Below are 25,028 nucleotides of genomic sequence, written 5' to 3'. Positions count from 1 at the left end.
CTCGCGAAGGGACCGTCATGCTACGACGACGTGGCGCGGTTTTGTCCTTGCTCGTGCTGGTTTCCCTGCTGTTCGGCGCGCCCGGTGCGCACGCGGCGCCGGTGACCGTGACCAACGGGAGCCAGTTCACCGATCCGGCCGGCGCCCTGGTGCACGCCCACGGCGGCGGGATGCTCAAGGTGGGGGCGTACTACTACTGGTTCGGCGAGAACCGCAACGCCGACGACACCTTCCGGGCCGTTTCGGCCTACCGCTCGACCGACCTGAAGACGTGGGAATTCCGGGGCGACGTGCTGACGCAGTCGTCGGCGGCCGAGCTGGGCCGGGCGAAGATCGAGCGGCCGAAGGTGCTCTACAACAGCTCGACCGGGCAGTACGTGCTGTGGATGCACAAGGAAAACGGCGACGACTACGCCGAAGCACGCGCGGCCGTCGCCACCTCGTCCACCGTCGACGGCAGCTACACCTACCGCGGTAGCTTCCGTCCGCTCGGTGCCCACATGTCGCGGGACATCACGCTGTTCAAGGACGACGACGGCACCGCGTACATGGCCTCCGCGGCCCGTGAGAACGCCGATCTGAACGTCTACCGGCTCACCGCGGACTACACCGGCGTCGCCGCGCTGGTACAGACCCTGTGGCCCGGCTCGTACCGCGAGGCGCCGGCGATGTTCAAGCGCAACGGCGTCTACTTCCTGCTCACCTCGGGCGCCACGAGCTGGCAGCCGAACCAGCAGAAGTACGCGACAGCGTCCAGTGTCACGGGCACGGGCACGTGGAGCGGGTTGGCGAACGTCGGGGACGCCACCGGCTACGGCAGCCAGACCGCGTACGTGCTGCCCGTGCAGGGTTCGCAGGCGACCTCGTACCTGTACCTGGGCGATCGGTGGGCCGGTGCCTGGCAACGTCCGGTCAACGAGTCGCGGTACGTGTGGCTGCCGCTGAGCTTCCCCGGCGCCACCACGATGTCGATGAGCTGGTCCCCGAAGGTGAGCGTCGACGCGGCGACCGGCGTGGTCGCGGGCGTCGGCACCGGCAGCGCGTACGAGACGATGGTGGCTCGGCACAGCGGGAAGTGCGCGGACATCCCGAGTTCGTCCCGGACCGACGGCGTCGCGCTCACGCAGTACACGTGCAACAACGGCGCGAACCAGCAGTGGAGCGTGCTCGACCTCGGCGACGGCTACGTCAACCTGATCGCGCGGCACAGCGGGCTGTGCCTCGGCATCGCGGGCGGCTCGACGGCGGACGGCGCGGCGGCGGTGCAGGGGACGTGCACTTCGGGTGCGAACCAGCAGTGGCAGGCCCAGTCCGTCGGCGGGTACGTCCGGTGGGTGGCGCGCCACAGCGGGAAGTGCCTCGACGTCGTGTCCGCGTCGACGGCCGACGGCGCGGCGGTCAAGCAGTACCCGTGTACCGGCGTGACGAACCAGCAATGGCAGCGGAAGGCGGCCTGAACGGCTCCTTTCGGCCCTTGACGACGGGGTGACTGCTCGGTAACTTTTTGCGAAACTCCTTCACGTTTGGGGCCGCCGTCATGCGCATGCTCGTGGCTTTGCTCACCGCCGTGGCGATGACCTCCGGGGTCGTCGCCTCCGCCGTTGCCGAAGACGTTCCGCAGCACCGGTTGACCGTGCGCGGTTCGGCTTTCGTCGACGAGTACGGCCGCGAAGTGGTCTTGCGCGGCTTCAACGTCTCGGGCGAGGTGAAGCTGGCAGAAAACGGTTTCCTGCCGTTCGCCAACGCGGCCGATGCGCGCCGCTCGGCCCAGGCGATGCGGGCGCTCACCGGAGCGAACGCCGTGCGGATCCCGATCGCCTGGGCCGGGACGCAGCCGGTGCGCGGGCCGGTGAACACGCAGTACCTGGCGGCGCTGACCGACCAGATGAAGGCGTTCCTGGACGAGGGCTTCACCGTCCTGCCCGACTTCCACCAGGACCTGTTCTCCCGCTACCTGTTCAACCGCGGCAGCTGGTACACCGGCGACGGCGCGCCGAAGTGGGTCGTCGACCTCGGCGGCTATCCCGCGGAGAGCTGCGGCATCTGCGCGCACTGGGGCCAGAACATCACCCAGAACGGCGCGGTCCAGGACGCCACGAAGGACTTCTGGCACAACGCCCGCGGCGTCCAGGACGAGTTCGTCGGCCAGGCCGTCCAGACAATGTCCTACCTGAAGGGGAACCTCAGCGCCGCCCAGTTCGCCGGCATCGCGGGCATGGACCCGTACAACGAGCCCTTCGCCGGGCGGTACGACTCGGGCCAGGACAGCAAGGCGTGGGAGCAGAACGTGTTGTGGCCGTTCTTCAAGCGGTTCCGCGACGCGATGGATTCCGCCGGCTGGCAGGACAAGCCGGCTTTCGTCGAGCCGAACATGTTCTGGAACGCCAACATCTCCTTCCAGCTCCATCCCGGCGGCTTCCAGGACACCGGCGTCATGGGGCCGCGGTACGTGTTCAACACGCACTTCTACGACCAGCTCGCGCAGTCCGGCGTCTTCATGCCGGGCAAGGCGGGCGACGGCCAGTACAGCGGGAGCTTCGGCACGGTCCGGGACCGCGCGACCGCGCTGGGCACGACGGCGATCGTCACCGAGTTCGGCCACCCGATGACCGGCTACACCTCCGACAAGACCCCGACCGTGGACAAGGCGATGTACCAGGCGCTGGACTCCCGGGTTTCGGGCGCGAACTGGTGGCGCCAGCCGGCTCAGTCGGGCCCGGTGCTCTCGGCGACGCAGTGGCAGTGGGACATCTACAGCGGCCGCCACCACGAGCTGATGAACGACAACCCGGACAAGGTCAAGACCGACGGCGACGCCTGGAACGGTGAGGACTTCTCGTCGGCCCGCACGGCGGACGACGGGACGGTCCAGCTCCGCCAGGACGCGCGGTTGCTCGACCGCCTCTACCCGGCCGCGGTCGCGGGGCACACGCTGGCGTTCACCTACGAGGACCGCTCGCGTGACGGCAGCCAGACGCTGACCTGGAACCAGATCCCGTCGACGATGCCGGCGACCGCGGCGCTGACCGGCACGGGCCGGTACGGCGTCCTCGTGTGGCAGGGGACCGACGCGGGCGCACCGACCGAACTGCACGTGCCGGCGGGGATGACCCCGACGGTGGTCACGGATCTGGCCTCGGTCACCCGCGTGGGCGACCGCCTGCGCCTGCCCGCGACGCCGGGCCTGCACTACGCGCTGATCGCGGAACCGGCGGCGGCGCCGACCGCGGCCCAGCTGGCGGCGGTCCGGGCGGAACTCGCGGCCTGGGCACCGACCGCGGTGAAGTAGCCCGCCCGGTTGCCACGGTGGTCGTGAGTGGTAATCAGTGTTCTGACGAACGGTCTTTTGCCGACCCACGTTGTCAGTAGGGCCAACTCACCGCCTGGAACGGCCAATTCACGCACCGGAACGGCCAACTCGCCGGCGGTGTGGGTGAGTTGGCCGTTCCCGCGGGTGAGTTGGCCGTTCCGGTTGGTGAGTTGGCCGCCGGGGGCTGCCTGGGTGCGTTCCCGGCCGGCGCAGACGCCCGCCGCGCCGTAGGTAGTCAAGTGACCGTCGGCTCTAATCCTAATTACCACTCACGACCTGGCGACGCGCGGCCCTAACGCAGGGTCGCGATCCCGGCCAGGAAGATGTCGACGCCCGCGAGGAACTGCTCGCGGTCGTCGTGCTCCCGCAGCTGGGTCGCGGCCTGGTGCACGAACGGGTACTCGTCCGGGTCGAGGGCCGCCCACCGGGCGGCGACGTCGCCCAGGAAGGCCGACCGGTCCCCCTCGCCGGCGGTCAGCAGCCGGGCGTTGGCGGCGTTCTGCCCGGCGACGCCGAGTACGTAGTTGACGAGTGCGCCCGCGGCGTCGAACAACGCTTGCCGGGGCACGCCGAGCGCGACGAGCAGCCCGCCGATGCGCTCGTAGACCTCCAGGAGCGCGGGCCGCCACGGCTCCCGGGACAGCTGGGCACCGACCCAGGGGTGGGCGTCGATCGCGTCGAACAGGCCCAGCGAGACCGTGCGCAGCGCTTCCCGCGGCTCGTCCCCGGCAACGGCGTCGCCCATGACGCGGGCGATGACGGCATCGGTGGCCGCCGCGAGGAGATCGCTCTTGTTCGCGACGTGGTGGTAGATCGCGCCGTAGCCGGTGGACAGGCGGGCGGTGAGCGCGCGGAACGTCAGCGCGGCCTCGCCGCCGTCGTCCAGGATCGCGGCCGCCGCCTGCACGATCACTTCTTTGGACAGCCCGTCCGTGCGCCGCGGGGCTCGGTTCGCCATGGGCAGATCATCGCACGGTTGGAACGTCGATCCAAACTCGTGCTAGCGTGCTGATTGGAACGACAATCCAATCGGAGGAAATCATGACTGTCACGATCATCGGAGCCGGCCTCGGCGGTCTCGTCCTGGCCCGCGTCCTGCACCTGCACGGCATCCCGGTCGAGGTCTACGAGGCCGACGCCTCGGCGGACGCGCGCCGCCAGGGCGGGATGCTCGACATCCACCCCTGGAACGGCCAGCCGGCGCTCGAGGCGGCCGGCCTGACCGAGGGGTTCCGGAAGCTCGTCCTGCCCGGCCGCGAGTCCTCGCGCGTCGTCGACCGCCACGGCACCGTGCTGCTCGATCAGCCCGACGACGGCACCGGCGAACGTCCCGAAGTGCAGCGCGGCGAGCTGCGGCAGCTGCTGCTCGATTCGCTGCCGCCCGGCACCGTCCACTGGGGACACAAGGTCACCGGGGTGCGGGCCCTCGGCGACGGCGGCCACGAGGTGAGCCTGGCCGGCGGCCGCAGCTTCGTGGCAAGACTGCTGGTCGGCGCGGACGGCGCGTGGTCGAAAGTCCGTCCGCTGCTCTCCGCCGCCGTCCCGGAGTACGTCGGCGTGTCGGTCGTCGAGACGTTCCTCTTCGACGGCGACACCCGGCACCCCGCCGCCGCGAAGGTCGTCGGGGCCGGCGCGCTCTATGCGCTGGCGCCGGGCAAGGGGTTCGTCGCGCACCGGGAAGGCGGCGGGACCCTGCACACGTACGCGCAGCTGTTCAAGCCCCAGGACTGGCTCGCCGGGGCCGACGCCGCGACCGTGACGGCGCGGGTCGCCGAGGAGTTCGCCGGCTGGGCCCCCGAGCTGACCGCCCTGGTCACCGAAAGCGACACCCCGCCGGTGCTGCGCCGCCTCTGCACCCTGCCGGCCGGGCACCGCTGGGACCGCGTGCCGGGGGTGACGCTGCTCGGCGACGCGGCGCACCTCATGCCGCCGAACGGCGAAGGCGCCAACCTGGCCATGCAGGACGGCGCCGCGCTCGGCGAGGCTCTCGCCGCCCATCCGGGCGATGGGGAGACCGCGCTCGCCGAGTACGAGGCGGCGATGTTCGCGCGCGCGGCCGCGGAAGCGGAAGACGAGGACGTCTACGCGATCATGTTCGGCGACGACGCCCCGCACGGCATGGTCGCCATGCTGACCGGCGCGGGGGAGTAGCTACTCGGCGCCGATGCCCGCGCCGATGCCGTCGAGCAGGAAGTTCAGGCCGATCCGGAAGGTCTGGTCGGCGTCGTGGTGGGCGGCGTCGCGGACGACCGTCTCCAGCGCGGGGAACCGGCCGGTGGCGAACATCCGCACCAGGTAGGGCCCCAGAGCGGCCTGCCACTGCCGCTGGTCCATCCCGCTGGCGCGTTCGGCCCGCCGCTCGGCGATCTCGCGACGGACCGCGCCGATCACGTAGGCGTCGACGGCGGTGACCATCGGCATGACGACGTCCACGTCGACGCCGTCCAGTGCGGCCAGCACCGCCTCGCCCCTGGCCAGCGCGTTCGGGCCGAGCTGGGGCCGGCCGCCGATCAGGTCGGCGAACCACTCGTGCCGGTGCACGGCCCGGCGGGTGGCTTCGGCCACCGAAGTCAGCACTTCCCGCCAGCCGTCCCCGGCCGGCCGGATCTCGGCGTGGACGGCGTCGACCATCAGGTCGAGCAGCTCGTCCTTGGTGTCGATGTAGCCGTAGAGCCGCATCGGCCCGACGTCCAGCGCGCCGGCGATCTTGCGCAGCGACACGGCTTCCAGGCCGGCTTCATCGGCCAGTTCGACCGCGGTCCGGACGATCAGGTCCCGGCTCAGCGGGGCCGGGGCCGGTCGGTTCGCCGGCTCCGGCCGCTCCCACACCAACATGGGAGTGACAGTACATCGGCTCCTGCGATACAGTGTATTGAGACGTACGGTGTATCAACGAGAGTCTTCACAGGGGGGATTCATGACCATCGCCATCGTGGGAGCCAGCGTGGGCGGCCTGGCGCTCGCCCGGGTCCTGCACGTGCACTGCATCGAGGCCGTCGTGTACGAACGTGACACCGCCCGCGACGCCCGCCGCCAGGGCGGCATGCTCGACATCCATTCCGGGCAGTCGGCGCTGCGCGAAGCCGGCCTGCTCGACAAGTTCTTGGCGATCGCCCGCGGCGAAGGGCAGGACATGCGCCTCCTGGAGCCGGACGGCACCCTGCTGCTGCAGGAGGACACGCCCGACGACGCTCCGATGGCGCGTCCCGAAATCGACCGCACCGACCTGCGCAACCTGTTCCTCGACGCGCTCCCCGAGGGGACGGTCCGCTGGGGTCGCGCGTTCGACCATGCGGAGGGCGGTGTCGTCCACTTCGCCGACGGCACCAGCGCGCGCTACGACCTGCTGGTGGGTGCGGACGGAGCGAACTCCCGGGTCCGGCCCCTGGTCACCGACGCCCGCCCGGCTCACCTCGGCCAGAACGCGGTGGAGCTGGCGATCCCCGACATCGACCGCACTCATCCGGACCTCGCGGTGATGGTCGGCCGCGGCAACTACTGGGTGCTGGGAGACGGCAAGTCCCTGGCGGCCCAGCGCAACGGCGACGGCTGCGTCCGCATCGGCATCAGCTTCTACAACACGGGAGAGGACTGGTTCGCCGGGAGCGGCATCGCCTTCGACGACCCACCGGCGGCCCGGGCCCGCTTGATCGAGCTGCTGGCCGGCTGGGACTCCCGGTTCACGTCCCTGATCGAAGCGTGCGACGACACGGTGATCCCCCGATCGCTGACCACGCTCCCGATCGGCCTGACGTGGCCATCGAACCCGGGTGTGACGCTCGTCGGCGACGCGGCACACTTGATGCCCGCGGTGGGGGAGGGAGCGAACATGGCCCTCCTGGACGGCGCGTCCTTGGGTGCCGCCTTGGCCGCGCACCCGGGAGACTTCGGCGCGGCGGTGGCGGAGTACGAGCAGGAGATGTTCGAGCGCACCGGTGCGGCGGCCCGGATGTCGGCGGACATGCAGGAACTGCTGATGTCCCCGGACGCGAGCCGTCGGATGCTCGAGTTCTTCCAGCCGGGTTGACGGGAACGACACTCCGTGCGCCCGAATGTGACCCGGATCTCGGCCGGAGGAGGTCGACGCGCCGCAGTAAACACCGTTAACTTCCGGCATGAGTCGTGACGGCCGGATGGCCTCGATCCCTCGTGATCCGCGCGCCGACGAGTACCCCATGCCCTCGGTGCCACACGGCTGGTACGCGCTTCTGCGGAGTAGCCAGCTGCCGCACGGCAAGGTCGTGCCGCTGCACTACTTCGGCCGCGCCCTGATCGCTTTCCGCGGGGCGGACGGAAGTCCCGCGGTGCGTGACGCCCACTGCCCGCACTACGGCGCGCACCTGGGTGCCGGCGGGAAGGTGGTGGACGGGGCGGTGGAGTGCCCGTTCCACGGCTGGCGATTCGGTGCGGACGGCCGGTGCACGCACGCGCCGTTCGCCGTGCGGCCGCCGAAGGTGTCCATCGGCGGGTTCCCCGTCCGCGAGCACAGCGGGCTGATCTTCGCCTACGCCGGGCCGGGAGCGCCGGCCTGGGAAGTGCCGGAGATACCGGAACCTGCGTCCCGGCAGTTCGCCCGTCCGATCGACGACGTGAACACCGCGCGGATCCACATCCAGGAAATGCGCGAGAACATCGTGGACGAATCCCACTTCCACTTCATTCACGGGCAGAGCGAGCCACCGGTGCAGAACCTGGTCGCGGACGGGCCGTTCGCCGAGGTGCGCGGCCGCATCCAGCGGCGGATCCTGCGCTGGGACATCGACAACACCTTCGACGTGTTCATGTACGGCCCCGGCGTCATGGTGGTGCGAGTGCACGGCGCCCTGCTTTCGTTGACCGCCGTTGCGCTCACGAACCCGATCGACGACCGCACCAGCGAGCTGAGGATGCTCTACTACCTCCGCAAACCGGCTCGGCTGCCGTTCCTGGTGCCCATCCTCAAGCTGGCCTTCCGGACGCAGGCCTTCGGCGAGGTCCGCGAGGAGATCGGCATCTGGGACCACAAGATCCACCAGGCCCGGCCGGTCCTGCTGCCGCACGAGAAGGGCATCAAGGCGCTGCGCCGCTGGTACGCCCAGTTCTACCGGGAGACGGCCGGCTCGGAACAACTCGCCGGCGAGCCGAGGCGGTCGAAGGAGCCGCAGACCACCTGAACCGGGAGGGACGCCGAGGGCAGGTGGGGGCGGTCTACCCGGGAAGGCGATGACCGAGAACCAGGCACCCGGGGTCAGCTTGTTTAGTTGGTCGCCCAGGCCCGACCGGTCACGGGAAGTCGGTGCCTGGACCTGATCCGCCCTCAGTCGCGCCTTCCGCGTTCATCGTCGAAAACCGGCATGCGCCCCGTACGAGCGGACAACCCGTTGGCGACAAACAACAATTTCTCCGGGCTGGCGACGATACGCAGGCCGGAGATACGGTTTTCGTCGATCTCCGGTGCCACCACGGCCAGCAGCTTTCCTTCGGCTGCGGCAAGTATCGCCGTGGTCGCGTTCACTTCGGCGAACCCGAACCTGACGGGCGCCACGATCTTCCGGAACGCCGCGGCCAGGTAGCGGGCAACATGGTCTCGGCCGACAACGGGATGAGGCGCGATGGCGACACGGCGGACACCATCGGCCCACACCGTGACATCCTGAGCCAAGATCGCCCCGAGACCGATGACGTCTCCTGCCCTGACCGCCACGAGAAACTGCTCGGCGAGACGTACCCGCTCGGCGCGGCCTGGCTGGCAAAGCGGCCTTCGGTTCGCGAAATGCTGCGTGGTGCGGTGGTAGAGCTGGCGGCAGTTGCCCGGGGACAACTCCAGGATCTCGGCGATCGCGCGGTACCGGTACCCGAAAGCGTTGCGTAGCACGAACACCGCCCGCTCGTGCGGCGTCCGGTTTTCCAGCAGGCCCAGCAGCCCGAGAGAAACCGAGTCGCGCTGCTCAGCCGTGGCCAGCGGGCCCAGCGCGGTGGTCAAGACCGGCGCCGGCAGCCACGCGCCGAGGTGGTGCGCGCGGGTCGCGCGCGTAGTCCCCAGCCGATCGAGGCAGCGCTGGGTGACGGCTTTCGTCAGCCAGGCTTCCGGGTGCGCGGTCGACCCGCGGTCTGCTTGTTCCCAGCGCAGGCAGGCATCCTCGACGGCGTCGTTGGCCTCGTCCGCGACTCCCAGCAGCCGGTAGGCCAGTCCGAACAGCTGCTGTCGTCCTGTGTCGAACTCCGTGGCCGAGATCACACGGTGAGTATGCCGCACGATGAACCACGGCGGTCCCGGGAAACGGTGACGGCGGTCAGCCGCAGCGTCCACCAGGCAGTTCGGTGCGCCCGATCGCCGGGTGAACGACACTCCCGAGCGGGCGTGCTGCCGGGTAGCCGATCCCGCATCCGGCGTGGCGTCACTGTCCGGCTGGGGGCCCTCGGAGGCCTGCAAGCACCGGACCTGGGAGGGGACGCCAAGACGCAGGTGGGCGCAGGTCTACCCTGGAAGCCGATGACCGAGAACCAGGCACCCAGGGCGTACCAGATCCGCACCTTCGGCTGCCAGATGAACGTGCACGACTCCGAGCGGCTCGCCGGGCAGCTCGAGGAAGCCGGCTACGTCGCGGCCACCGCTGGGGCGAAGCCGGACCTGATCGTGTTCAACACCTGCGCCGTCCGGGAGAACGCGGACAACAAGCTGTACGGCACCCTCGGGCACCTGCGCCCGGCCAAGGTCGCGAACCCCGACCTGCAGATCGCCGTCGGCGGCTGCCTCGCGCAGAAGGACCGCGGCGAGATCGTCAAGCGCGCGCCGTGGGTCGACGTCGTGTTCGGCACCCACAACATCGGGTCGCTGCCGACGCTCCTCGAGCGCGCCCGGCACAACGCCGCGGCCGAGGTCGAGATCCTCGAATCGCTCGAGACCTTCCCCTCGACGCTGCCCGCGCGCCGCGAATCGTCCTACGCGAGCTGGGTGTCCGTTTCGGTCGGCTGCAACAACACCTGCACCTTCTGCATCGTCCCCGCCTTGCGCGGCAAGGAACGCGACCGGCGGCCCGGCGAAATCCTCGCCGAGGTCGAGGCACTGGTCGCCGAGGGCGTGCTCGAGGTCACCCTGCTCGGCCAGAACGTCAACTCCTACGGCGTCGAATTCGGCGACCGGCTGGCGTTCGGCAAGCTGCTGCGCGCGTGCGGCACCGTCGACGGCCTCGAGCGCGTCCGGTTCACCTCGCCGCACCCGGCGGCGTTCACCTCCGACGTCATCGACGCGATGGCCGCGACCCCGAACGTCTGCCACCAGCTGCACATGCCGCTGCAGTCCGGGTCCGACCGGGTGCTGCGCGAGATGAAGCGGTCCTACCGCTCGGCGCGCTTCCTGAACATCCTCGACGAGGTCCGCGCGGCCATGCCGGACGCGGCGATCACCACCGACATCATCGTCGGCTTCCCCGGTGAGACCGAGGAGGACTTCCAGGCAACGCTGGACGTCGTGGCGCAGGCCCGCTTCTCCAGCGCGTTCACGTTCCAGTACTCGAAGCGCCCCGGCACGCCGGCCGCGACGATGGACGGCCAGCTGCCGAAGGAGGTCGTGCAGGAGCGCTACGACCGCTTGGTCGAGCTGCAGAACGCGATCTCCTGGGACGAGAACAAGAAGATCGTCGGCCGCCGCGTCGAGCTGCTCGTCGCCGCGGGCGAAGGCCGCAAGGACGCCGAGACGCAGCGGATGAGCGGCCGCGCCCGCGACGGCCGCCTGGTCCACTTCACGCCGACCGGCGCCCACGTCGACCGCGCGGTCCGTCCGGGCGACGTCGTCGAGACGACCGTCACCTACGCCGCACCGCACCACCTGGTGGCCGACGGCGACCTGCTGTCCCACCGCCGGACCCGGGCCGGCGACAACGCGGAGGCGGGTCTGCGGCCGAAGACGAGCGGCGTCACGCTGGGCCTGCCGGGCTTCGGTGCCCCGGCGCTCCAGCCCGAACCGGTGAGTGGGTGTGCGCTGTGACGGAGTCCCGTGGCAACGGCGAGCTGGCCGAGCTGGCGGCCGAGATCGACGAAGCGGGCGCGCGTGCCTCCCGCACGGTGGAGCTGGGCCGTCGCGGCTTCACGATCGCGCTGTTCACGTTCGTCCTGCTGATCTGCCAGATCCTCCCGTGGGTCGGCGACCACGCGGGCTGGCAGGTCCTGGCCGGCGAGGGCGGCGGCATCCCTCAGCTGTTCGCGGCGACGTCGACGGCGGTCGGCATCCTGGCCTCGGCACTGGCCCTGGTGACCCGACGCTGGTGGCTGTCCTGGGTCTGCGCGGCGGGCGGCTGGTTCGCCTCGGTGGACGGGCTGCTGGCCATCTGGTCCCAGCAGTCGTCCCACGCCCCGGGCTCCGCGGGCGGCGGCCCGGGTTTCGGCATGGTGATCGCCTGGATAGCGATGATCTGCCTCGCGGTCCAGTGGATGCGAACTGCGTTCTCACGCTCGTGAGAACCGGCGGGGACCAGGGTCAGCCGACGCGCAGGGTAAGGGTGCCGGCCGAGTAGGCGGCGGCGTAGAGCGTGGTCTCGGGGTGGAAGAGCCGCAGCGAGACGGTGGCGCTCAGGCGGAAGCTGAGACTGAGCGAGAACCCGCCATTGGGCCGGCAGGTGGTGTCGGCGATGTTCACCCAAGCCCCGGCCTGCAGCTGCTGCACGACGACGGCCTCGACCGTCGCCTCCGAGCGGGCTGCGTCGAGCACCTGCAGGTTGCCCTTGAGATCGACCTTTTCGTTGACCTTGACGTGGTCCTTGGCCAGCTTCCCATCGACCTTCACCTTCCCCTTGCCGGCTTCCGTGGCGGAGAAGAGAGGGCCGGCCCCGGCAGGGGTGGCAAGAGCGGGAGCAAGCCCGGCGACGGCGACGGTGATCGCCAGAGCGGAGAGGATCCTGCCGGCGCGGTGGGGTGTCCTGGTCATGAGCAGAGTGGAGCACCGGGAGGGGAGCGAAGCACGCGGTAACCCCCGGTCGTGGCGCGGACCGAACCTTTCGGGTGGCCTGCCGATCTACCCCTTGCCGAACGGCTTTCTCCCGCTCCTGCGGCCCCTCCTCACACAGTCAAGGGGCGCGCCAACGGTTTCGCAGCTCTGCCGTCGCAGCCGGAGGCTCTTTCCGCAGCCCACCTACCCGTCCCGGCCTTCACACGGCACCGCCGGCCCGGTCGAGGGTCCGCGGCACCGTTCCACAGCCCCGGGCCACAACGCCGCGCCGCCCACACGACCCGCCCTCCCTGGGGATGCTGTTGGCGAATTCGAGCGGGTGCGCTGAGGCCGCTCCGGTGGCGAGCGGATCGCCCGCAACAGCCAACTCACCGCCCGCAACAGCCAACTCGACACCCGGAGCGGCCAACTCGCCCGGGTTCTCCGGCGTGTTGGCCGTTGCGGCGGGCGAGTTGGCCGCTCCGGTTGGCATGAAACCGAATTCGCCAACAGCATCCAGGGGGCTGCCCCCGCTTCCAGCGTATCGGCGCCGACCGACAGAACGCCGCGCAAACTCGGCCGAGCAGCCGCCTTGTCCACAGCACGACGGAAATGTGCACAAACCCGCAAAAGCCCTCCTCACCAGCAAAGGTCTGGTGAGGAGGGCTTCACGATTAGCAACTCAGCGGCCCGGAGTCGCGCCGGCCTGGGACCGCATCGGTCCTGCAGCTGCAGCGATCTGAATGCCGCACCGGCCCGCGACACCCGGCTCCCAACCTCACCGATCCGCAACCGCCGCTTCCGCGGCCTCCAGCCACTCACGCCACTGAGCCGCCTGCTCATCCGCCTTCTTCGCCCGCCGCTCATCCCCGGCGGCCCGCGCCTTCGCCGCCTGCGACTCGAACTGCGCCACCCGCTCCCGGAACTGCGCCGCCCGGGCCTGAGCCTCCGGGTCCGTCTTCCGCCACCGGCTGTCCTCGGCCGTCTTGACCGCGTCCTGGACCGCCTTCAGCCTTCCGTCCAGCTCGCGGATGCGCTCGCGGGGGACCTTGCCGATCTCGTCCCACTGCTCCTGGATGCGCCGCAGTGCGTTCTTCGCCGCCTCCAGGTTCGCCGCCGCGTCGATCTTCTCGGCCTCGACCAGCAGCTCTTCCTTGCGCGAGGCGTTGGTCGAGAACTCCGCGTCACGCTCGGAGAACACCGACGACCGGCGGGCGAAGAACTTGTCCTGCGCCGCGCGGAAGCGCTGCCACAGCGCCTCGTCGCTGTCCTTCGGGGCGCGGCCGGCCGCCTTCCACTCGGTCATCAGGTCCTTGTAGCGACCCGCCGTCTCGCCCCAGTCCTCGGACTCGCTGATGGCCTCGGCCTCGGCGATGAGCTCTTCCTTGCGCGTCTTGGCCGAGGCGCGCTGCTTGTCGAGCTCGGCGAAGTGCGATCCGCGGCGGCGGTTGAACGCCTCGCGGGCCTTGGAGAACCGCTTCCACAGCTCGTCGTCGGTCTTACGGTCGACGCCCTTGACCGTCTTCCACTCGTCCAGGATCGCGCGCAGCCGGTCGCCCGCCGCCTTCCACTGGGTGGAGTCGGCCGCGATCTTCTCGGCTTCGTCGGCCAGCTCCTGCTTGCGTGCGACCGCCGCGGCGCGGGCCTCCTCGCGCTCCGCCTTCGCGCTGGCCAGTGCCTTCTCGGCGTGCGCGATGACGTACTCCAGCCGCGCGGCGAGCGCGGTCAGGTCGCCGACCACGGCCGCCTCGGGCAGGCCGTCGCGGATCTGGGTGGCGCTCGACAGCGCGTGCTTCGGGTCGCCGGCCCCGGAGATCAACCGGGTCTCCAGCAGCTCGACCTCGGTGCGCACGTCGTCGAAGCGGCGTGCGTAGTGCACCAGCCCCTCCTCGGGGCTGCCTGCCTGCCAGACGCCGACGGCGCGCTCGCCCTCGGTGGTGACGACGTAGACGGTGCCCTCGTCGTCGATCCGGCCCCAGGTCGACGGGGTGGGTTCGGCGGGCGGCACGGGCGGGGCAGCGTGCCCGGCGTGCAGCGCGTGCGGCACCGGGTGCGGGGCCGGGGTACCGGTGGAAGTGTTCTCCTGGGCCATCGCAGGCTCCTTATCGCCTGTACGCCCGCGGGTGCGGGCGCCCCGCCGCGAAGCGGGGCCGGGTAATGCGGTCGTCACGGGCCGTGCTCGGATGCTACGGCCCCACGCGGCATTCAAGCAGCTCAGCGCGCACCGTGGTACTGGATGGGCCACCTGAAGCTCGTGATCCTACTTCCGGTGGACGCTCTCGATCGGCCCGCAGGTATCGTCAGCCGCCGTGAACAGCCCCGTCGTCCCGCTCGCCGTGGTCGGGCCGACGGCCACCGGCAAGACCGCGCTGGCCGTGGACCTGGCCCGCGAACTCGGCGGTGAAGTCGTCAACGCCGACGCGATGCAGCTCTACCGGGGCATGGACATCGGCACCGCCAAGGCCACCGAGGCCGAGCGCCGCGGCGTCCCGCACCACCTGCTCGACGTGCTGGAAGTGACCGAAACGGCGTCCGTCGCGGCCTACCAGCGGCACGCGCGGGCCGAGATCGAGCGGCTGCTGGCCGGCGGCCGGGTCCCGGTGCTGGCCGGCGGGTCCGGCCTCTACGTCCAGGCCGTGCTCGACGACCTGCGCTTCCCCGGCACCGACCCGGCCGTCCGGGCCCGGCTCGACGCGGAAGCCGAGCGGCTCGGCACCCCCGCGTTGTTTACCCGGCTGGGTGAGCGCGATCCGGTGGCCGCCGCCAAGATCCTGCCGACCAACACCCGCCGGATCGTGCGCGCCCTCGAGGTCATCGAGATCACCGGCGAGCCGTTCTCGGCGAACCTGCCCGCACCGGGGCCCGCCCGCTACGGCACGGTCGTCATCGGCGTCGACCGCGCGCCGGAGGAGCTCGACGAGCGCGTGAACGTGCGCGTCGGGCGGATGTTCGAGGCCGGGCTGGTCGACGAAGTCCGCGAACTGGCGAAGCGGGGCCTGCGCGAGGGGAAGACGGCGTCGCGGGCGCTCGGCTACCAGCAGGTGCTCGCCGAGCTGGACGGCGACGGCGACTTCGCCGCGGCCGCCGCGGCAACGGCGCAAGCCACCCGGCGCTTCGTCCGCAAGCAACGCTCCTGGTTCCGGCGCGACCAGCGGATCCACTGGTTCGACGGCGCCGATCCGGGGCTGGCCGCGCGCGTCCTGGATACCCTGGGCCGGTAATCTGGCCCCATGGGCGGAATCGATTTCCTCAAGGGGCACGGCACGCAGAACGACTTCGTGCTGCTCCCCGATCCGGCGGGCCGCCTCGAGCTGACCGAGGCCAGGGTCGCCGCGTTGTGCGACCGCCGGCGCGGCCTCGGGGCCGACGGCGTGCTGCGCGTCGTCCGCGCCGCGGCGATCGGCGAGCCGTCCGCGGGCGAGTGGTTCATGGACTACCGCAACGCCGACGGGTCGATCGCGGAGATGTGCGGCAACGGCGTGCGCGTGTTCGCCCGCTACCTGGTCGACTCGGGCCTGGCCACCGAGGGCGAGTTCGTCGTCGGCACCCGCGCGGGCGATCGCCCGGTCGTGGTGCACCCGGACCGCTCGGTGACCGTTCAGATGGGGCCGGCGACGATCACCGGCACGTCGGTCACGGTGGTGGCGGGCCGCCCGTTCTCCGGCGTGGCGGTCGACGTCGGCAACCCGCACCTGGTCTCGCTGCTCGACGACGACGTGGCCGGGCTCGACCTGCGCGACCAGCCCGACTTCGACCACGACGTGTTCCCGAACGGCGTGAACCTCGAGTTCATCAACTGCCTCGGCGAAGGCGCGCTGCGGATGCGCGTGCACGAACGCGGGGTGGGCGAGACGCGGGCGTGCGGCACCGGCACGGTCGCCGCGGTGGCGGCCGCCTTCCACCTGGCCGGCACCGACACCGGGGCGTCCACAGTGGACCTACCGGGCGGCCGGGTCGAGGTCACCGTGTCCCGCGGCGCGTCGACGCTGTCGGGCCCGGCGGAGATCGTGGCCCGCGGCGAGATCGACGAAGCCTGGTGGGCCGCCGCCGGTTCGTGACGGCTAGCCGGCCAGGATCTCGCCGAGCACGCGACGCCCGTTCGCGGCTTCCTCGCCGGTCCGGGTGCAGGCGACGAGCGTCTTCCACAGCGCCCAGCCGCGGCCGCGCGCCCAGGTCGCGTCGTCGACGGACAGGCGCTCACGGAACACCCGCCTGCCCTCGGCCGTCAGCAGCGTCCAGGCGATCGCCAGGTCGCACGCCGGGTCGCCGACGCCGCAGGTCCCGAAGTCGATGACGGCCGCCAGCTCGCCGCCGCGCAGCAGGAGGTTGCCCGGGGCCAGGTCGCCGTGGAACCAGCGGTCCACCCCGTCCCAGGGCGCGGTCAGCGCGGCTTCCCAGAGGGCCGCGGCGCCGTCGGTGGTGCCGCCCAGCTTCGTGAGCGCGCGCCGGGCCTGCCCGTCGTAGGTGCGCAGGGTGGCACCCCGGAACCAGTTGTGCTTCCCCGGCCGGGGGCCGTCCGTGGCGTCGACGTGCTGGACGGCCGCGACGAACCCGGCCAGGTCCCCGGCGAAGCGGACGGGGTCGGCGACCCCGGCCGCGGTCGCGGGTTCGCCGTCGAGCCACCGGTAGACCGACCAGGGGAACGGGTAGCCCGCCCCGGGCCGGCCCGCCGCCAGCGGCACCGGGATGGGCAGCGGCAGCCGGGGCGCGAGAGCCGGCAGCCACCGCTGCTCCTTTTCGACCGCCAGCGCGTACTCCGCGGCGCTGGGCAGCCGCACCACCATGGCGTCGCCGAGGTGGAACGTGAAGTTGTCCCACCCGCTCTCCCGCACGGGCCGGACCGGGAGCCCGGCCCAGTGCGGGAACTGGTCGCCGACCAGCCGCCGCACCTGGTCGGCGTCGACGCCGACGCGCTGCGGAAGCGGGCCGAGATCCGGCGGTGCGTCAGACACGGGCTTCCACCGCGAAGTCGCCTTCGCGCGTGGTGATGTCCGCGACGGCGCCCGCGACGCGGATGTCGGCCTGGACGTCGGCGAACCGCGCCAGCAGCTCGGCCGGTCCGGTCACGGTGAGCGTCTCGACGGCGGACCGCATCGACACCTTCGCGTCCGTCTTGGCCCGGCGCACCGCCGCGATCACCTGGCTCGCCAGCGAAAGCAGCTCCGGGTCACCGCCGGCCGCAGCCGGAGAAGGCCACTCCGCCCGGTGCACCGAACCCTCCTGCCACCACGACCAGACCTCCTCGGTCGCGAACGGCAGGAACGGCGCGAACAGCCGCAGCACCGCCGACAACGCGGTCACCAGCGCGACCTGCGCCGACTCCGCTCCCGAAGGACCGCTGTCGCCGTACGCGCGGCCCTTCACCAGCTCGACGTAGTCGTCGCAGAACGTCCAGAAGAACGTCTCCGTCACCTGCAGCGCCCGCGCGTAGTCCAGCGCTTCCAGCGCCGCGGTCGCCGCCGAGACGACCGCCGAAAGCGACGTCAGCAGCGCCCGGTCCAACGGCTCGGTGACCACCGCATCGGGCGAAGGCACGCCGAGGCCCAGGACGAACCGGCTCGCGTTGAGCAGTTTCGTCGCCAGCCGCCGCCCGACCTTCATCTGGCCTTCGTCCACCGCCGTGTCGACGCCCGGGCGCGCGCTCGCCGCCCAGTAGCGGACCGCGTCCGAGCCGAAGCGCTCCAGCAGGTCCACCGGGATGATCACGTTGCCGATGGACTTCGACATCTTCTTGCGGTCCGGGTCGAGCACCCAGCCCGCGATCGAGGCCGCCCGCCACGGCAGCACGCCGTGCTCCAGTTCCGCGCGCACCGCCGTCGAGAACAGCCAGGTGCGGATGATCTCGTGCGCCTGCGGCCGCAGATCCATCGGGAACACGCGCGCGAACAGGTCGTCGTCGAGGCTCCACCGGCCGACGATCTGCGGCGTCAGCGACGACGTCGCCCAGGTGTCCATCACGTCGGGGTCGGCGGCGAACCCGCCCGGCATGCCGCGCTGTTCCGCGGTGAACCCCGGCGGGACGTCGCTGCTCGGGTCCACCGGCAGGGTGTCCGGCAGCAGGCGCGCGTCGTAGTCCGGCTCGCCGTTCGCGTCGAGCCGGTACCACAGCGGGATCGGCACGCCGAAGAACCGCTGCCGGCTGACCAGCCAGTCCCCGGCCAGGTTCGCCACCCACGACGAGTACCGGACGCGCATGTGCTTCGGCACCCAGTTCAGCTCTTCGCCACGGGCGAGCATCTTCTCCCGGAAGGCGGCGTCGTTCCCGCCGTTGCGCAGGTACCACTGCCGGCTGGCGACGATCTCCAGGGGCTTGTCGCCCTTTTCGTAGAACTTCACCGAGTGCGTGATCGGCCGCGGTTCCCCGTGCAGGGCGCCGGTTTCGCGCAGCAGGCGGACCATGATCTCGCGTCCCGTGTGGACGGTCTTGCCCACCAGCGGGGCGTACGCGTCCGCGGGAACGCCGGACGGCGCGTCCGGCAGGAACCGGCCGTCGCGGCCCAGCACCACCCGCGTCGCCAGCCGCAGCTCTCGCCACCACGTGACGTCGGTGGTGTCGCCGAACGTGCACACCATCGCGATCCCGCGGCCCTTCTCCGGATCCGCGAGGTGGTGCGCCACGACGGGCACCTCGACGCCGAACACCGGCGTCCGCACGGACTTCCCGAAGAGCGGCTTGAAGCGCTCGTCGTCCGGGTGCGCCACCAGCGCGACGCAGGCGGGCAGCAGCTCCGGCCGGGTCGTCGCGATCACGACGTCGGCGCCGTCCGGCCCGGTGAACGCGAGGTCGTGGAAGGCGCCCGGGCGTTCGCGATCCTCCAGTTCGGCCTGCGCGACGGCGGTGCGGAACGAGACGTCCCACAGCGTCGGCGCTTCGGCCTGGTAGGCCTCACCGCGTTCGAGGTTGCGCAGGAACGCGCGCTGCGAGATCAGCCGGGAGTCGTGCCCGATCGTCTGGTAGGTCATCGTCCAGTCGACCGAGAGCCCGAGCTGCCGCCACAACTGCTCGAAGACCTGCTCGTCGGTCTCGGTCAGCGTTTCGCACAGCTCGACGAAGTTGCGTCGCGAGATCGCCACGACGTCCTTGCCCGGCTTCTCCGGCGGCCGGAACTCCGGGTCGTAGGGCAGCGACGGCTCGCAGCGGACGCCGAAGTGGTTCTGCACCCGGCGTTCGGTCGGCAGGCCGTTGTCGTCCCAGCCCATCGGGTAGAAGACCTCGAGCCCGCGCATCCGCTTGAACCGCGCGAGGACGTCGGTGTGGGTGTAGGAGAAGACGTGCCCGATGTGCAGCGACCCGCTGACCGTCGGCGGGGGAGTGTCGATCGAGTAGATCTCTTCGCGCGTTTTGGTGCGGTCGAAGCGGTAGGCGCCGGTGGACTCCCATCCGGGTACCCACTTGGCCTCCAGACCGTCGACACCGACCTTGTCCGGGACTTGCGGGTGCTTGTATGGGGTACTCATGAAGCAACTCTAGGCGGCCGGAGAACTGCTTTTCGCCTCGGTCGGCAGGTCCCGCATCTTCCGCAGCGGCGAGCACACGACCCACAGCGCCGAGGCGGCTTCCCCGGCCACCGCGACCCACATCGCGCCGCGGAGCCCGAGCCCTTCGCCGAGCACGCCGCCGAGCAGCCCGCCCAGCGGGATCGTCCCCCAGACGAGGAAGCGCACGCTCGCGTTCATCCGCCCCAGCAGCCGGTCCGGGCAGATCGCCTGCCGGTAGGAAACCTGCGCGACGTTGTAGACGATCACGCCGAACCCGAAGACCACCTCGCCGAACACGGCGACGGCGAGCCGCCAGTCCGGAGCGGTCCAGGGGATCAGCAGGTGCGCGGGCCAGGACAGCAGCGGGACCAGCCAGATCGTGCGGGCGTGGCCGATCCGCCGGGTGAGGGCGCCGGAACAGACCGCGCCGAGGATGCCGCCCGCGCCGCCGACCGCGAGCAGCACGCCGACGACAGCCGGGGACAGCCCGACGGTGCGGGTCAGGAACAGCACGTGGACCGCCATGAAGGCGCCGCCGAAGAGGTTCGCCGTCGCCGTGCACGCGACGCTCGAGCGCAACGGCTTGTCGGAGAAGACGAACCGCAGGCCCTCGACGATCTGCGGGAGCAACCGCGTGTGCCCGGCCGGCTCGGGCTCCGGTTCGGCCGCGCGGATCCGCAGCAGGCACAGCGCCGACGCCAGGTAGCCGAAGGCGGTGACGAGCACCGTGTTCGCCGCGCTGATCACCTGCACCAGCACGCCGGCGCCACTGGGCCCGGCGATCTGCGCGACGGACTGGACGGCCTGCAGCTTCGCGTTGCCCTCCAGCAGGTGCTCCCGGCCGACGAGCGAGGGCAGGTACGACTGGTAGGCGACGTCGAAGAACACCGTCGCCACGCCCACGAGCAGCACGACCACCAGCAGCTGGGCGAGCGTCAGCATCCCCGCCCACCAGGCGAACGGCACGCTCATGAGCAGGGCGAAGCGGGTGAAGTCGGCGGCGAGCATGACCCGGCGGCGGCGCATCCGGTCCACCCACACGCCCGCGGGCAGCCCGATCAGCAGGAACGCGAGTGTCTGGGCCGCGGTCAGCAGGCCCATCTCGAACGGCGTCGCCGCCAGGGTCACCGCGGCGAGCAGCGGGATGGCGGTGTACCCGACCATGGTGCCGAACTGGCTGGCCGTGTCGCCGGCCCAGAGCCGCCTGAAGTCGGCGTGGAAGAAGAGTGAGCCCCTGCGCATGACGGCGAGTCTGACGTGAGTGATTGGAAAGTGTCAATCACTGTTCGCTCTAGGCTGTGCACGTGTCCCCTGAGCAACGACGTGCCGCGACCGAAGCCGAGGCCGCCGCGCTGGCCTCCGGAATACGGCTGCGCATCATCCGGTTGACTTTCTCGGAGGCGCTGACGAACAAGGAGCTGGCCGAAAAACTGGGCCGGGACCCCGCGACGACGCTGCACCACGTGCGCAAACTCGTCGAGACCGGCTTCCTCGCCGCGCAGCCCCCGCGCCGCGGAGCCCGGGGCGCCCGGGAAATTCCGTATCTTTCGACGGGGCTTTCGTGGACACTCGACTCATGCGGTGACAAGGGCTTGGACCAGGCGATGCTCGAGGCGTATCTGGCCGAGATCGCCGAGACAGGTTTCGACGGCGTGCACCAGACACGCCTCGTAGTCCAGGTGGCCCCCGAGGAGCGGGCGGAGCTCGATTCGCGGCTCAACGCTCTGCTCGAGGAGTTCCGCGCGCGCCCCCGCCGTCCCGGCGCCGAGCGCACCGCGATCTATCTCGCCACCTATCCCAGCACGTAAAAGTTCGGTTCCCGCGGCGAATCGTGGGAACATGGAGGCACGATGACAGAACTGACACACACCGAAGACCACGACGACGACCTGTACGACGGCGACCCGTCGACAGGCGAAATGGAGCTCGAAGACCGGGCGTCGCTGCGCCGGGTCAGGGGGCTGTCCACAGAGCTGGACGACGTCACCGAAGTCGAGTACCGGCAACTGCGGCTCGAGCGCGTCGTCCTGGTCGGCGTGTGGACCGAGGGCACGGCCCTGCAGTCCGAGGCGTCGCTGGCCGAGCTGGCGCGCCTGGCCGAGACGGCGGGCTCGGAGGTCCTCGAAGGCCTCATCCAGCGGCGGGCCAAGCCGGACCCGGCCACCTACATCGGCTCGGGCAAGGTGCGGGAGCTGCGGGACATCGTCGGCTCCACCGGCGCCGACACCGTGATCTGCGACGGCGAGCTCTCGCCGGGCCAGCTGCGGCAGCTCGAGGAGAAGGTCAAGGTCAAGGTGATCGACCGGACCGCCCTGATCCTCGACATCTTCGCCCAGCACGCCCGGTCCAAGGAGGGCAAGGCGCAGGTCGAGCTGGCCCAGCTGCAGTACCTGATCCCGCGGCTGCGCGGGTGGGGTACGTCGCTGTCCCGGCAGGCCGGTGGCCGCGCCGGGGGCGCGAACGGCGGCGTGGGCCTGCGCGGTCCCGGTGAGACGAAGCTCGAAACCGACCGGCGGCGGATCAACAAGCGCGTGTCCAAGCTGCGTCGCGAGATCGCGGCGATGGACACCATCCGCGAGACCAAGCGCGGGCGGCGGCTGGCCAACGAGGTGCCCAGCGTGGCGATCGTCGGCTACACCAACGCCGGCAAGTCGAGCCTGCTCAACGCGCTGACCGGGGCCGGGGTGCTGGTGGAGGACGCACTGTTCGCCACCCTCGACCCGACCACGCGGCGCGCGCAGACGCCGGACGGCCGCGGCTACACGCTGACCGACACCGTCGGGTTCGTGCGGCACCTGCCGCACCAGCTGGTGGACGCGTTCCGCTCGACGCTGGAGGAGGCCGCCGACGCGGACCTGCTCGTGCACGTGGTGGACGGGGCCGACCCGGCACCCGAAGAGCAGGTCAGCGCGGTGCGCGAGGTGCTCGCCGAGATCACGCGCAAGCGCAAGGAGCCGCTCCCGCCGGAGCTGCTGGTGATCAACAAGACCGACGCGTCCGACGAGGTCAGCCTGGCCCGGCTGCGGCACGCGCTGGCGGGTTCGGTCCAGGTCTCGGCCCGGACCGGGGCGGGCATCCCGGAGCTCGTCGAGGTGATCGCCGACCGCCTGCCGCGACCGGAGGTCACGGTCGAGGTCCTCGTGCCCTACGCGCGCGGCGAGCTGGTCGCGCGGGCGCACGCGGACGGCGAGGTCCTCGAAGAGGAGCACGCCGAGGACGGCACGCGCCTGCTGGTGCGGGTCCGCCCGGACCTCGCGGCGGCTTTGCGCGAGTACGAGACCAACTCGACCCGGGCCTGACACGTCTCCGTAGTGTGCGGACAGGATGTCCGCACACTACGGAGGTGGCTGGGTGCGCTGGGTTGTCGCGTTGGTCTTCTTGGCCGTGTTCGGCGGGTCGGTGCCCGCTTCGGCGGCCGAGACGCCGCAACCGTTGTGCACGATGAAGGACTCGCGCATCGGCGAGCTGTCCGGCCTGGTCTCCGACGGCAAGCAGCTGTGGGCGATCAACGACGGCGGCAGCAAGGTCCAGGTGTTCGTGCTGGGCCGGGACTGCAAGGTCCAGAAGGTCCTCACGGACAAGACCGACCCGTTCGACGTCGAGGACCTGGCCCGCACCCCCGACGGAACACTGTGGCTGTCGGACACCGGTGACAACAAGAAGGGCCGGCTGACGGTCGCCCTGCTGGAGATGAACCCGCAGGGCAAGGTGACGCTGCACCGGCTCACCTACCCGGACGGCCAGCACGACACCGAAGCGCTGATCATGGACAAGGCGGGCACGCCGTACCTGATCACCAAGGACATCCTCGGCGAGGCTCACGTCTACCGGCCTTCGGGGCCGTTGACCAGCCCGGGACCGACCACGCTGGAGAAGGTCGGCACGGTGAAGATCGCGACGACGGACACCCAGGGCGGCCCGGTCGGTTCGATCGGCTCGGTCCTGGTGACCGGCGGCGCCTCGATGGCCGACGGCAGCGCCGTGGCTTTGCGGACGTATACGGACGCGTATGTGTACGCGGCTCCGGACGGCGACGTGCTGGCCGCGTTGCAGCGCAACCCGGTGCGGATCCCGCTGCCGGGGGAGAAGCAGGGCGAGGCGATCGCGTTCGACCCGGACGGGACGCTGATTTCCGGCAGCGAAGGCGTGGGCCAGCCCCTCCGCACGGTGCGGGGCGCGGCGGCATCGGCCGCGCAGTCCGGCGCACCGGCGGAGGGAACGACCTCGACCGGCACGAGCGCGTCATCCGGCTCGGCGGAGGACGGGTCCGGGCTCCCCGTCCTGCCTGCCGCCGGGATCACGCTCGCGGTGGTCGGCCTCGGCTGGTTCGGCTTCAGCAAGCTGCGTCGCCGGGCCCGCCGCTGACCTTCGGCTCCCCACGGCCGAAGATCATCCGATCCGGTGAATCTTCCGAGCACCCACCTCAGCTGTGCGAACCCAGGCGATCAGGAACCTGACCGCCCAAGGTGACCAAGGTGGGGGTCCGGGGGCTTGCCCCCGGGCGGGGTCTGGGGGTTGCACCCCCAGAAGACACCTAAGGCGAGTGGCTGTGGTCCGCGCTTCCCGCGGACACGCCTCACCCGCCACGTCCTCGTCAGAGGCGTCTTAGCACCGCCACCACCTTGCCGAGCACCGTGGCGTCGTCACCGGGGATCGGCTCGTACGCCTCGTTGTGCGGCATCAGCCAGATGTGGCCGCCCTTGCGCTTGAACGTCTTGACCGTGGCCTCGCCGTCGATCATCGCCGCGACGATCTCGCCGTTGTCCGCCTCCGGCTGCTGCCGGACCACGACCCAGTCGCCGTCGGTGATGGCCGCGTCGATCATCGAGTCGCCGGTGACCTTCAGCAGGAACAGCTCGCCCTCGCCGACGATCTCCCGCGGCAGCGGGAAGACGTCCTCGATGGCCTGCTCGGCCAGCACCGGGCCACCGGCGGCGATCCGGCCGACCAGCGGCACGTACGCCGCCTTCGGCATGACCGGCTGCTGGTCCATCTCGATGCCCATGGGGTTGTCGTCGGTCGCCGAGAGGACACCGACCGCACGCGGGCGGTTCGCGTCCCGCCGCAGGTAACCCTTGCGCTGCAGGGCGCGAAGCTGGTGCGAGACCGACGAAGTCGAGGTCAGCCCCACCGCTTCGCCGATCTCGCGAACGCTCGGCGGGTAGCCGAACCGGCTCACCCACGAGCGGATCACGTCGAGGACCTGCTGCTGGCGGACGGTGAGAGCGTCGTCCACCTCGTACACCTCGGGCATGGTGTGCACCTTGCCCGAGCTGCCGGGGGACCCACTGGTCCTGCCCGCCTTGTTCTCCTTCGCCACTGCGTCGCCTCCCAGAC

General features: G+C 71.1%; 21 protein-coding genes. 12 read left to right on the top strand and 9 right to left on the bottom strand.

Translation table 11 applies throughout. The features are described from left to right. Positions 1 to 17 precede the first annotated feature (17 nt). Both ACLJQF_RS15390 and ACLJQF_RS15385 read left to right on the top strand, forming a co-directional pair. Entirely contained in the window at positions 18 to 1,457 is a 1,440-nt protein-coding gene (locus ACLJQF_RS15390) for an RICIN domain-containing protein (RefSeq protein WP_410609274.1), read from the top strand. An 80-nt stretch (positions 1,458 to 1,537) separates the two neighbouring features. Then, positions 1,538 to 3,289: a cellulase family glycosylhydrolase gene (locus tag ACLJQF_RS15385; RefSeq protein ID WP_410609273.1), complete on the top strand. Its 1,752-nt coding sequence runs from the start codon at positions 1,538 to 1,540 to the stop codon at positions 3,287 to 3,289. 313 nt (positions 3,290 to 3,602) lie between these two features. Here ACLJQF_RS15385 and ACLJQF_RS15380 read toward each other — a convergent pair whose 3' ends face one another. Continuing rightward, positions 3,603 to 4,268: a TetR/AcrR family transcriptional regulator gene (locus tag ACLJQF_RS15380; protein ID WP_410609271.1), complete on the bottom strand. Its 666-nt coding sequence runs from the start codon at positions 4,266 to 4,268 to the stop codon at positions 3,603 to 3,605. Between the two features lie 83 nt (positions 4,269 to 4,351). Here ACLJQF_RS15380 and ACLJQF_RS15375 point away from each other — a divergent pair, with 83 nt between their 5' ends. Continuing rightward, entirely contained in the window at positions 4,352 to 5,461 is a 1,110-nt protein-coding gene (locus tag ACLJQF_RS15375; RefSeq protein ID WP_410609270.1) for an FAD-dependent oxidoreductase, read from the top strand. Here the strand turns inward: ACLJQF_RS15375 and ACLJQF_RS15370 are convergent, their stop codons facing one another. Further along, on the bottom strand, positions 5,462 to 6,145 hold the full coding sequence (locus ACLJQF_RS15370; protein WP_410609268.1) for a TetR/AcrR family transcriptional regulator: 684 nt from the start codon (positions 6,143 to 6,145) through the stop codon (positions 5,462 to 5,464). A gap of 82 nt (positions 6,146 to 6,227) precedes the next feature. On the opposite strand from ACLJQF_RS15370, the gene ACLJQF_RS15365 reads away from it, so the two are divergent. Beyond that, complete coding sequence (locus tag ACLJQF_RS15365) at positions 6,228 to 7,337, top strand: FAD-dependent oxidoreductase (RefSeq protein WP_410609267.1); 1,110 nt, start codon at positions 6,228 to 6,230, stop codon at positions 7,335 to 7,337. Between the two features lie 88 nt (positions 7,338 to 7,425). Beyond that, on the top strand, positions 7,426 to 8,463 hold the full coding sequence (locus tag ACLJQF_RS15360) for a Rieske 2Fe-2S domain-containing protein (RefSeq protein WP_410609265.1): 1,038 nt from the start codon (positions 7,426 to 7,428) through the stop codon (positions 8,461 to 8,463). A 143-nt stretch (positions 8,464 to 8,606) separates the two neighbouring features. On the opposite strand, the gene ACLJQF_RS15355 is transcribed toward ACLJQF_RS15360, so the two are convergent. Then, positions 8,607 to 9,527: a sigma factor gene (locus ACLJQF_RS15355; protein WP_410609263.1), complete on the bottom strand. Its 921-nt coding sequence runs from the start codon at positions 9,525 to 9,527 to the stop codon at positions 8,607 to 8,609. A 255-nt stretch (positions 9,528 to 9,782) separates the two neighbouring features. Here ACLJQF_RS15355 and miaB point away from each other — a divergent pair, with 255 nt between their 5' ends. Together miaB and ACLJQF_RS15345 are read left to right on the top strand one after the other, a co-directional pair. Next, positions 9,783 to 11,276, top strand: a complete 1,494-nt coding sequence (miaB, locus tag ACLJQF_RS15350; protein ID WP_410609261.1) for a tRNA (N6-isopentenyl adenosine(37)-C2)-methylthiotransferase MiaB — start codon at positions 9,783 to 9,785, stop codon at positions 11,274 to 11,276. Then, positions 11,273 to 11,746: a hypothetical protein gene (locus ACLJQF_RS15345; protein ID WP_410609260.1), complete on the top strand. Its 474-nt coding sequence runs from the start codon at positions 11,273 to 11,275 to the stop codon at positions 11,744 to 11,746. Before miaB ends, ACLJQF_RS15345 begins: the two co-directional genes overlap by 4 nt. 19 nt (positions 11,747 to 11,765) lie before the next feature. Here the strand turns inward: ACLJQF_RS15345 and ACLJQF_RS15340 are convergent, their stop codons facing one another. Together ACLJQF_RS15340 and ACLJQF_RS15335 are read right to left on the bottom strand one after the other, a co-directional pair. After that, positions 11,766 to 12,212: a hypothetical protein gene (locus tag ACLJQF_RS15340; RefSeq protein WP_410609259.1), complete on the bottom strand. Its 447-nt coding sequence runs from the start codon at positions 12,210 to 12,212 to the stop codon at positions 11,766 to 11,768. A gap of 778 nt (positions 12,213 to 12,990) precedes the next feature. Continuing rightward, positions 12,991 to 14,304, bottom strand: a complete 1,314-nt coding sequence (locus ACLJQF_RS15335) for a DUF349 domain-containing protein (protein WP_410609258.1) — start codon at positions 14,302 to 14,304, stop codon at positions 12,991 to 12,993. A 217-nt stretch (positions 14,305 to 14,521) separates the two neighbouring features. Between ACLJQF_RS15335 and miaA the strand changes: the two genes are divergently transcribed. Beyond that, positions 14,522 to 15,433 (top strand): tRNA (adenosine(37)-N6)-dimethylallyltransferase MiaA, encoded by a 912-nt coding sequence (miaA, locus tag ACLJQF_RS15330; protein ID WP_410609257.1) that lies wholly within the window; start codon positions 14,522 to 14,524, stop codon positions 15,431 to 15,433. A 9-nt stretch (positions 15,434 to 15,442) separates the two neighbouring features. Continuing rightward, positions 15,443 to 16,270: a diaminopimelate epimerase gene (gene dapF, locus ACLJQF_RS15325; RefSeq protein WP_410609255.1), complete on the top strand. Its 828-nt coding sequence runs from the start codon at positions 15,443 to 15,445 to the stop codon at positions 16,268 to 16,270. Positions 16,271 to 16,273: 3 nt separating this feature from the next. Here the strand turns inward: dapF and ACLJQF_RS15320 are convergent, their stop codons facing one another. Genes ACLJQF_RS15320 through ACLJQF_RS15310 form a run of 3 tightly spaced genes read right to left on the bottom strand, consistent with a single transcriptional unit; the run spans position 16,274 to position 20,933 of the window. Continuing rightward, a complete protein-coding gene (locus tag ACLJQF_RS15320; RefSeq protein WP_410609253.1) occupies positions 16,274 to 17,164 on the bottom strand; it encodes an aminoglycoside phosphotransferase family protein in 891 nt (296 codons plus the stop codon). Then, positions 17,157 to 19,670 (bottom strand): valine--tRNA ligase, encoded by a 2,514-nt coding sequence (gene valS / locus ACLJQF_RS15315; RefSeq protein WP_410609251.1) that lies wholly within the window; start codon positions 19,668 to 19,670, stop codon positions 17,157 to 17,159. The genes ACLJQF_RS15320 and valS overlap by 8 nt, the downstream gene beginning before the upstream one ends. 9 nt (positions 19,671 to 19,679) lie before the next feature. Then, positions 19,680 to 20,933 (bottom strand): MFS transporter, encoded by a 1,254-nt coding sequence (locus ACLJQF_RS15310; RefSeq protein ID WP_410609250.1) that lies wholly within the window; start codon positions 20,931 to 20,933, stop codon positions 19,680 to 19,682. A 62-nt stretch (positions 20,934 to 20,995) separates the two neighbouring features. Here ACLJQF_RS15310 and ACLJQF_RS15305 point away from each other — a divergent pair, with 62 nt between their 5' ends. The 3 genes from ACLJQF_RS15305 to ACLJQF_RS15295 are packed head-to-tail and all read left to right on the top strand — an operon-like array spanning position 20,996 to position 24,056. After that, complete coding sequence (locus ACLJQF_RS15305; protein WP_410609249.1) at positions 20,996 to 21,499, top strand: ArsR/SmtB family transcription factor; 504 nt, start codon at positions 20,996 to 20,998, stop codon at positions 21,497 to 21,499. Positions 21,500 to 21,541: 42 nt separating this feature from the next. Then, positions 21,542 to 22,990, top strand: a complete 1,449-nt coding sequence (gene hflX, locus ACLJQF_RS15300) for a GTPase HflX (protein WP_410609247.1) — start codon at positions 21,542 to 21,544, stop codon at positions 22,988 to 22,990. 52 nt (positions 22,991 to 23,042) lie between these two features. Further along, on the top strand, positions 23,043 to 24,056 hold the full coding sequence (locus ACLJQF_RS15295) for an esterase-like activity of phytase family protein (protein WP_410609246.1): 1,014 nt from the start codon (positions 23,043 to 23,045) through the stop codon (positions 24,054 to 24,056). 229 nt (positions 24,057 to 24,285) lie between these two features. Here ACLJQF_RS15295 and lexA read toward each other — a convergent pair whose 3' ends face one another. After that, entirely contained in the window at positions 24,286 to 24,945 is a 660-nt protein-coding gene (gene lexA, locus ACLJQF_RS15290; protein WP_410609245.1) for a transcriptional repressor LexA, read from the bottom strand. Positions 24,946 to 25,028: the final 83 nt, after the last annotated feature.

Origin of the sequence: Amycolatopsis sp. lyj-109 (assembly GCF_046548995.1) — a bacterium.
Lineage (GTDB): Bacteria > Actinomycetota > Actinomycetes > Mycobacteriales > Pseudonocardiaceae > Amycolatopsis.
This window is presented reverse-complemented; position numbering and strand designations above follow the sequence as displayed.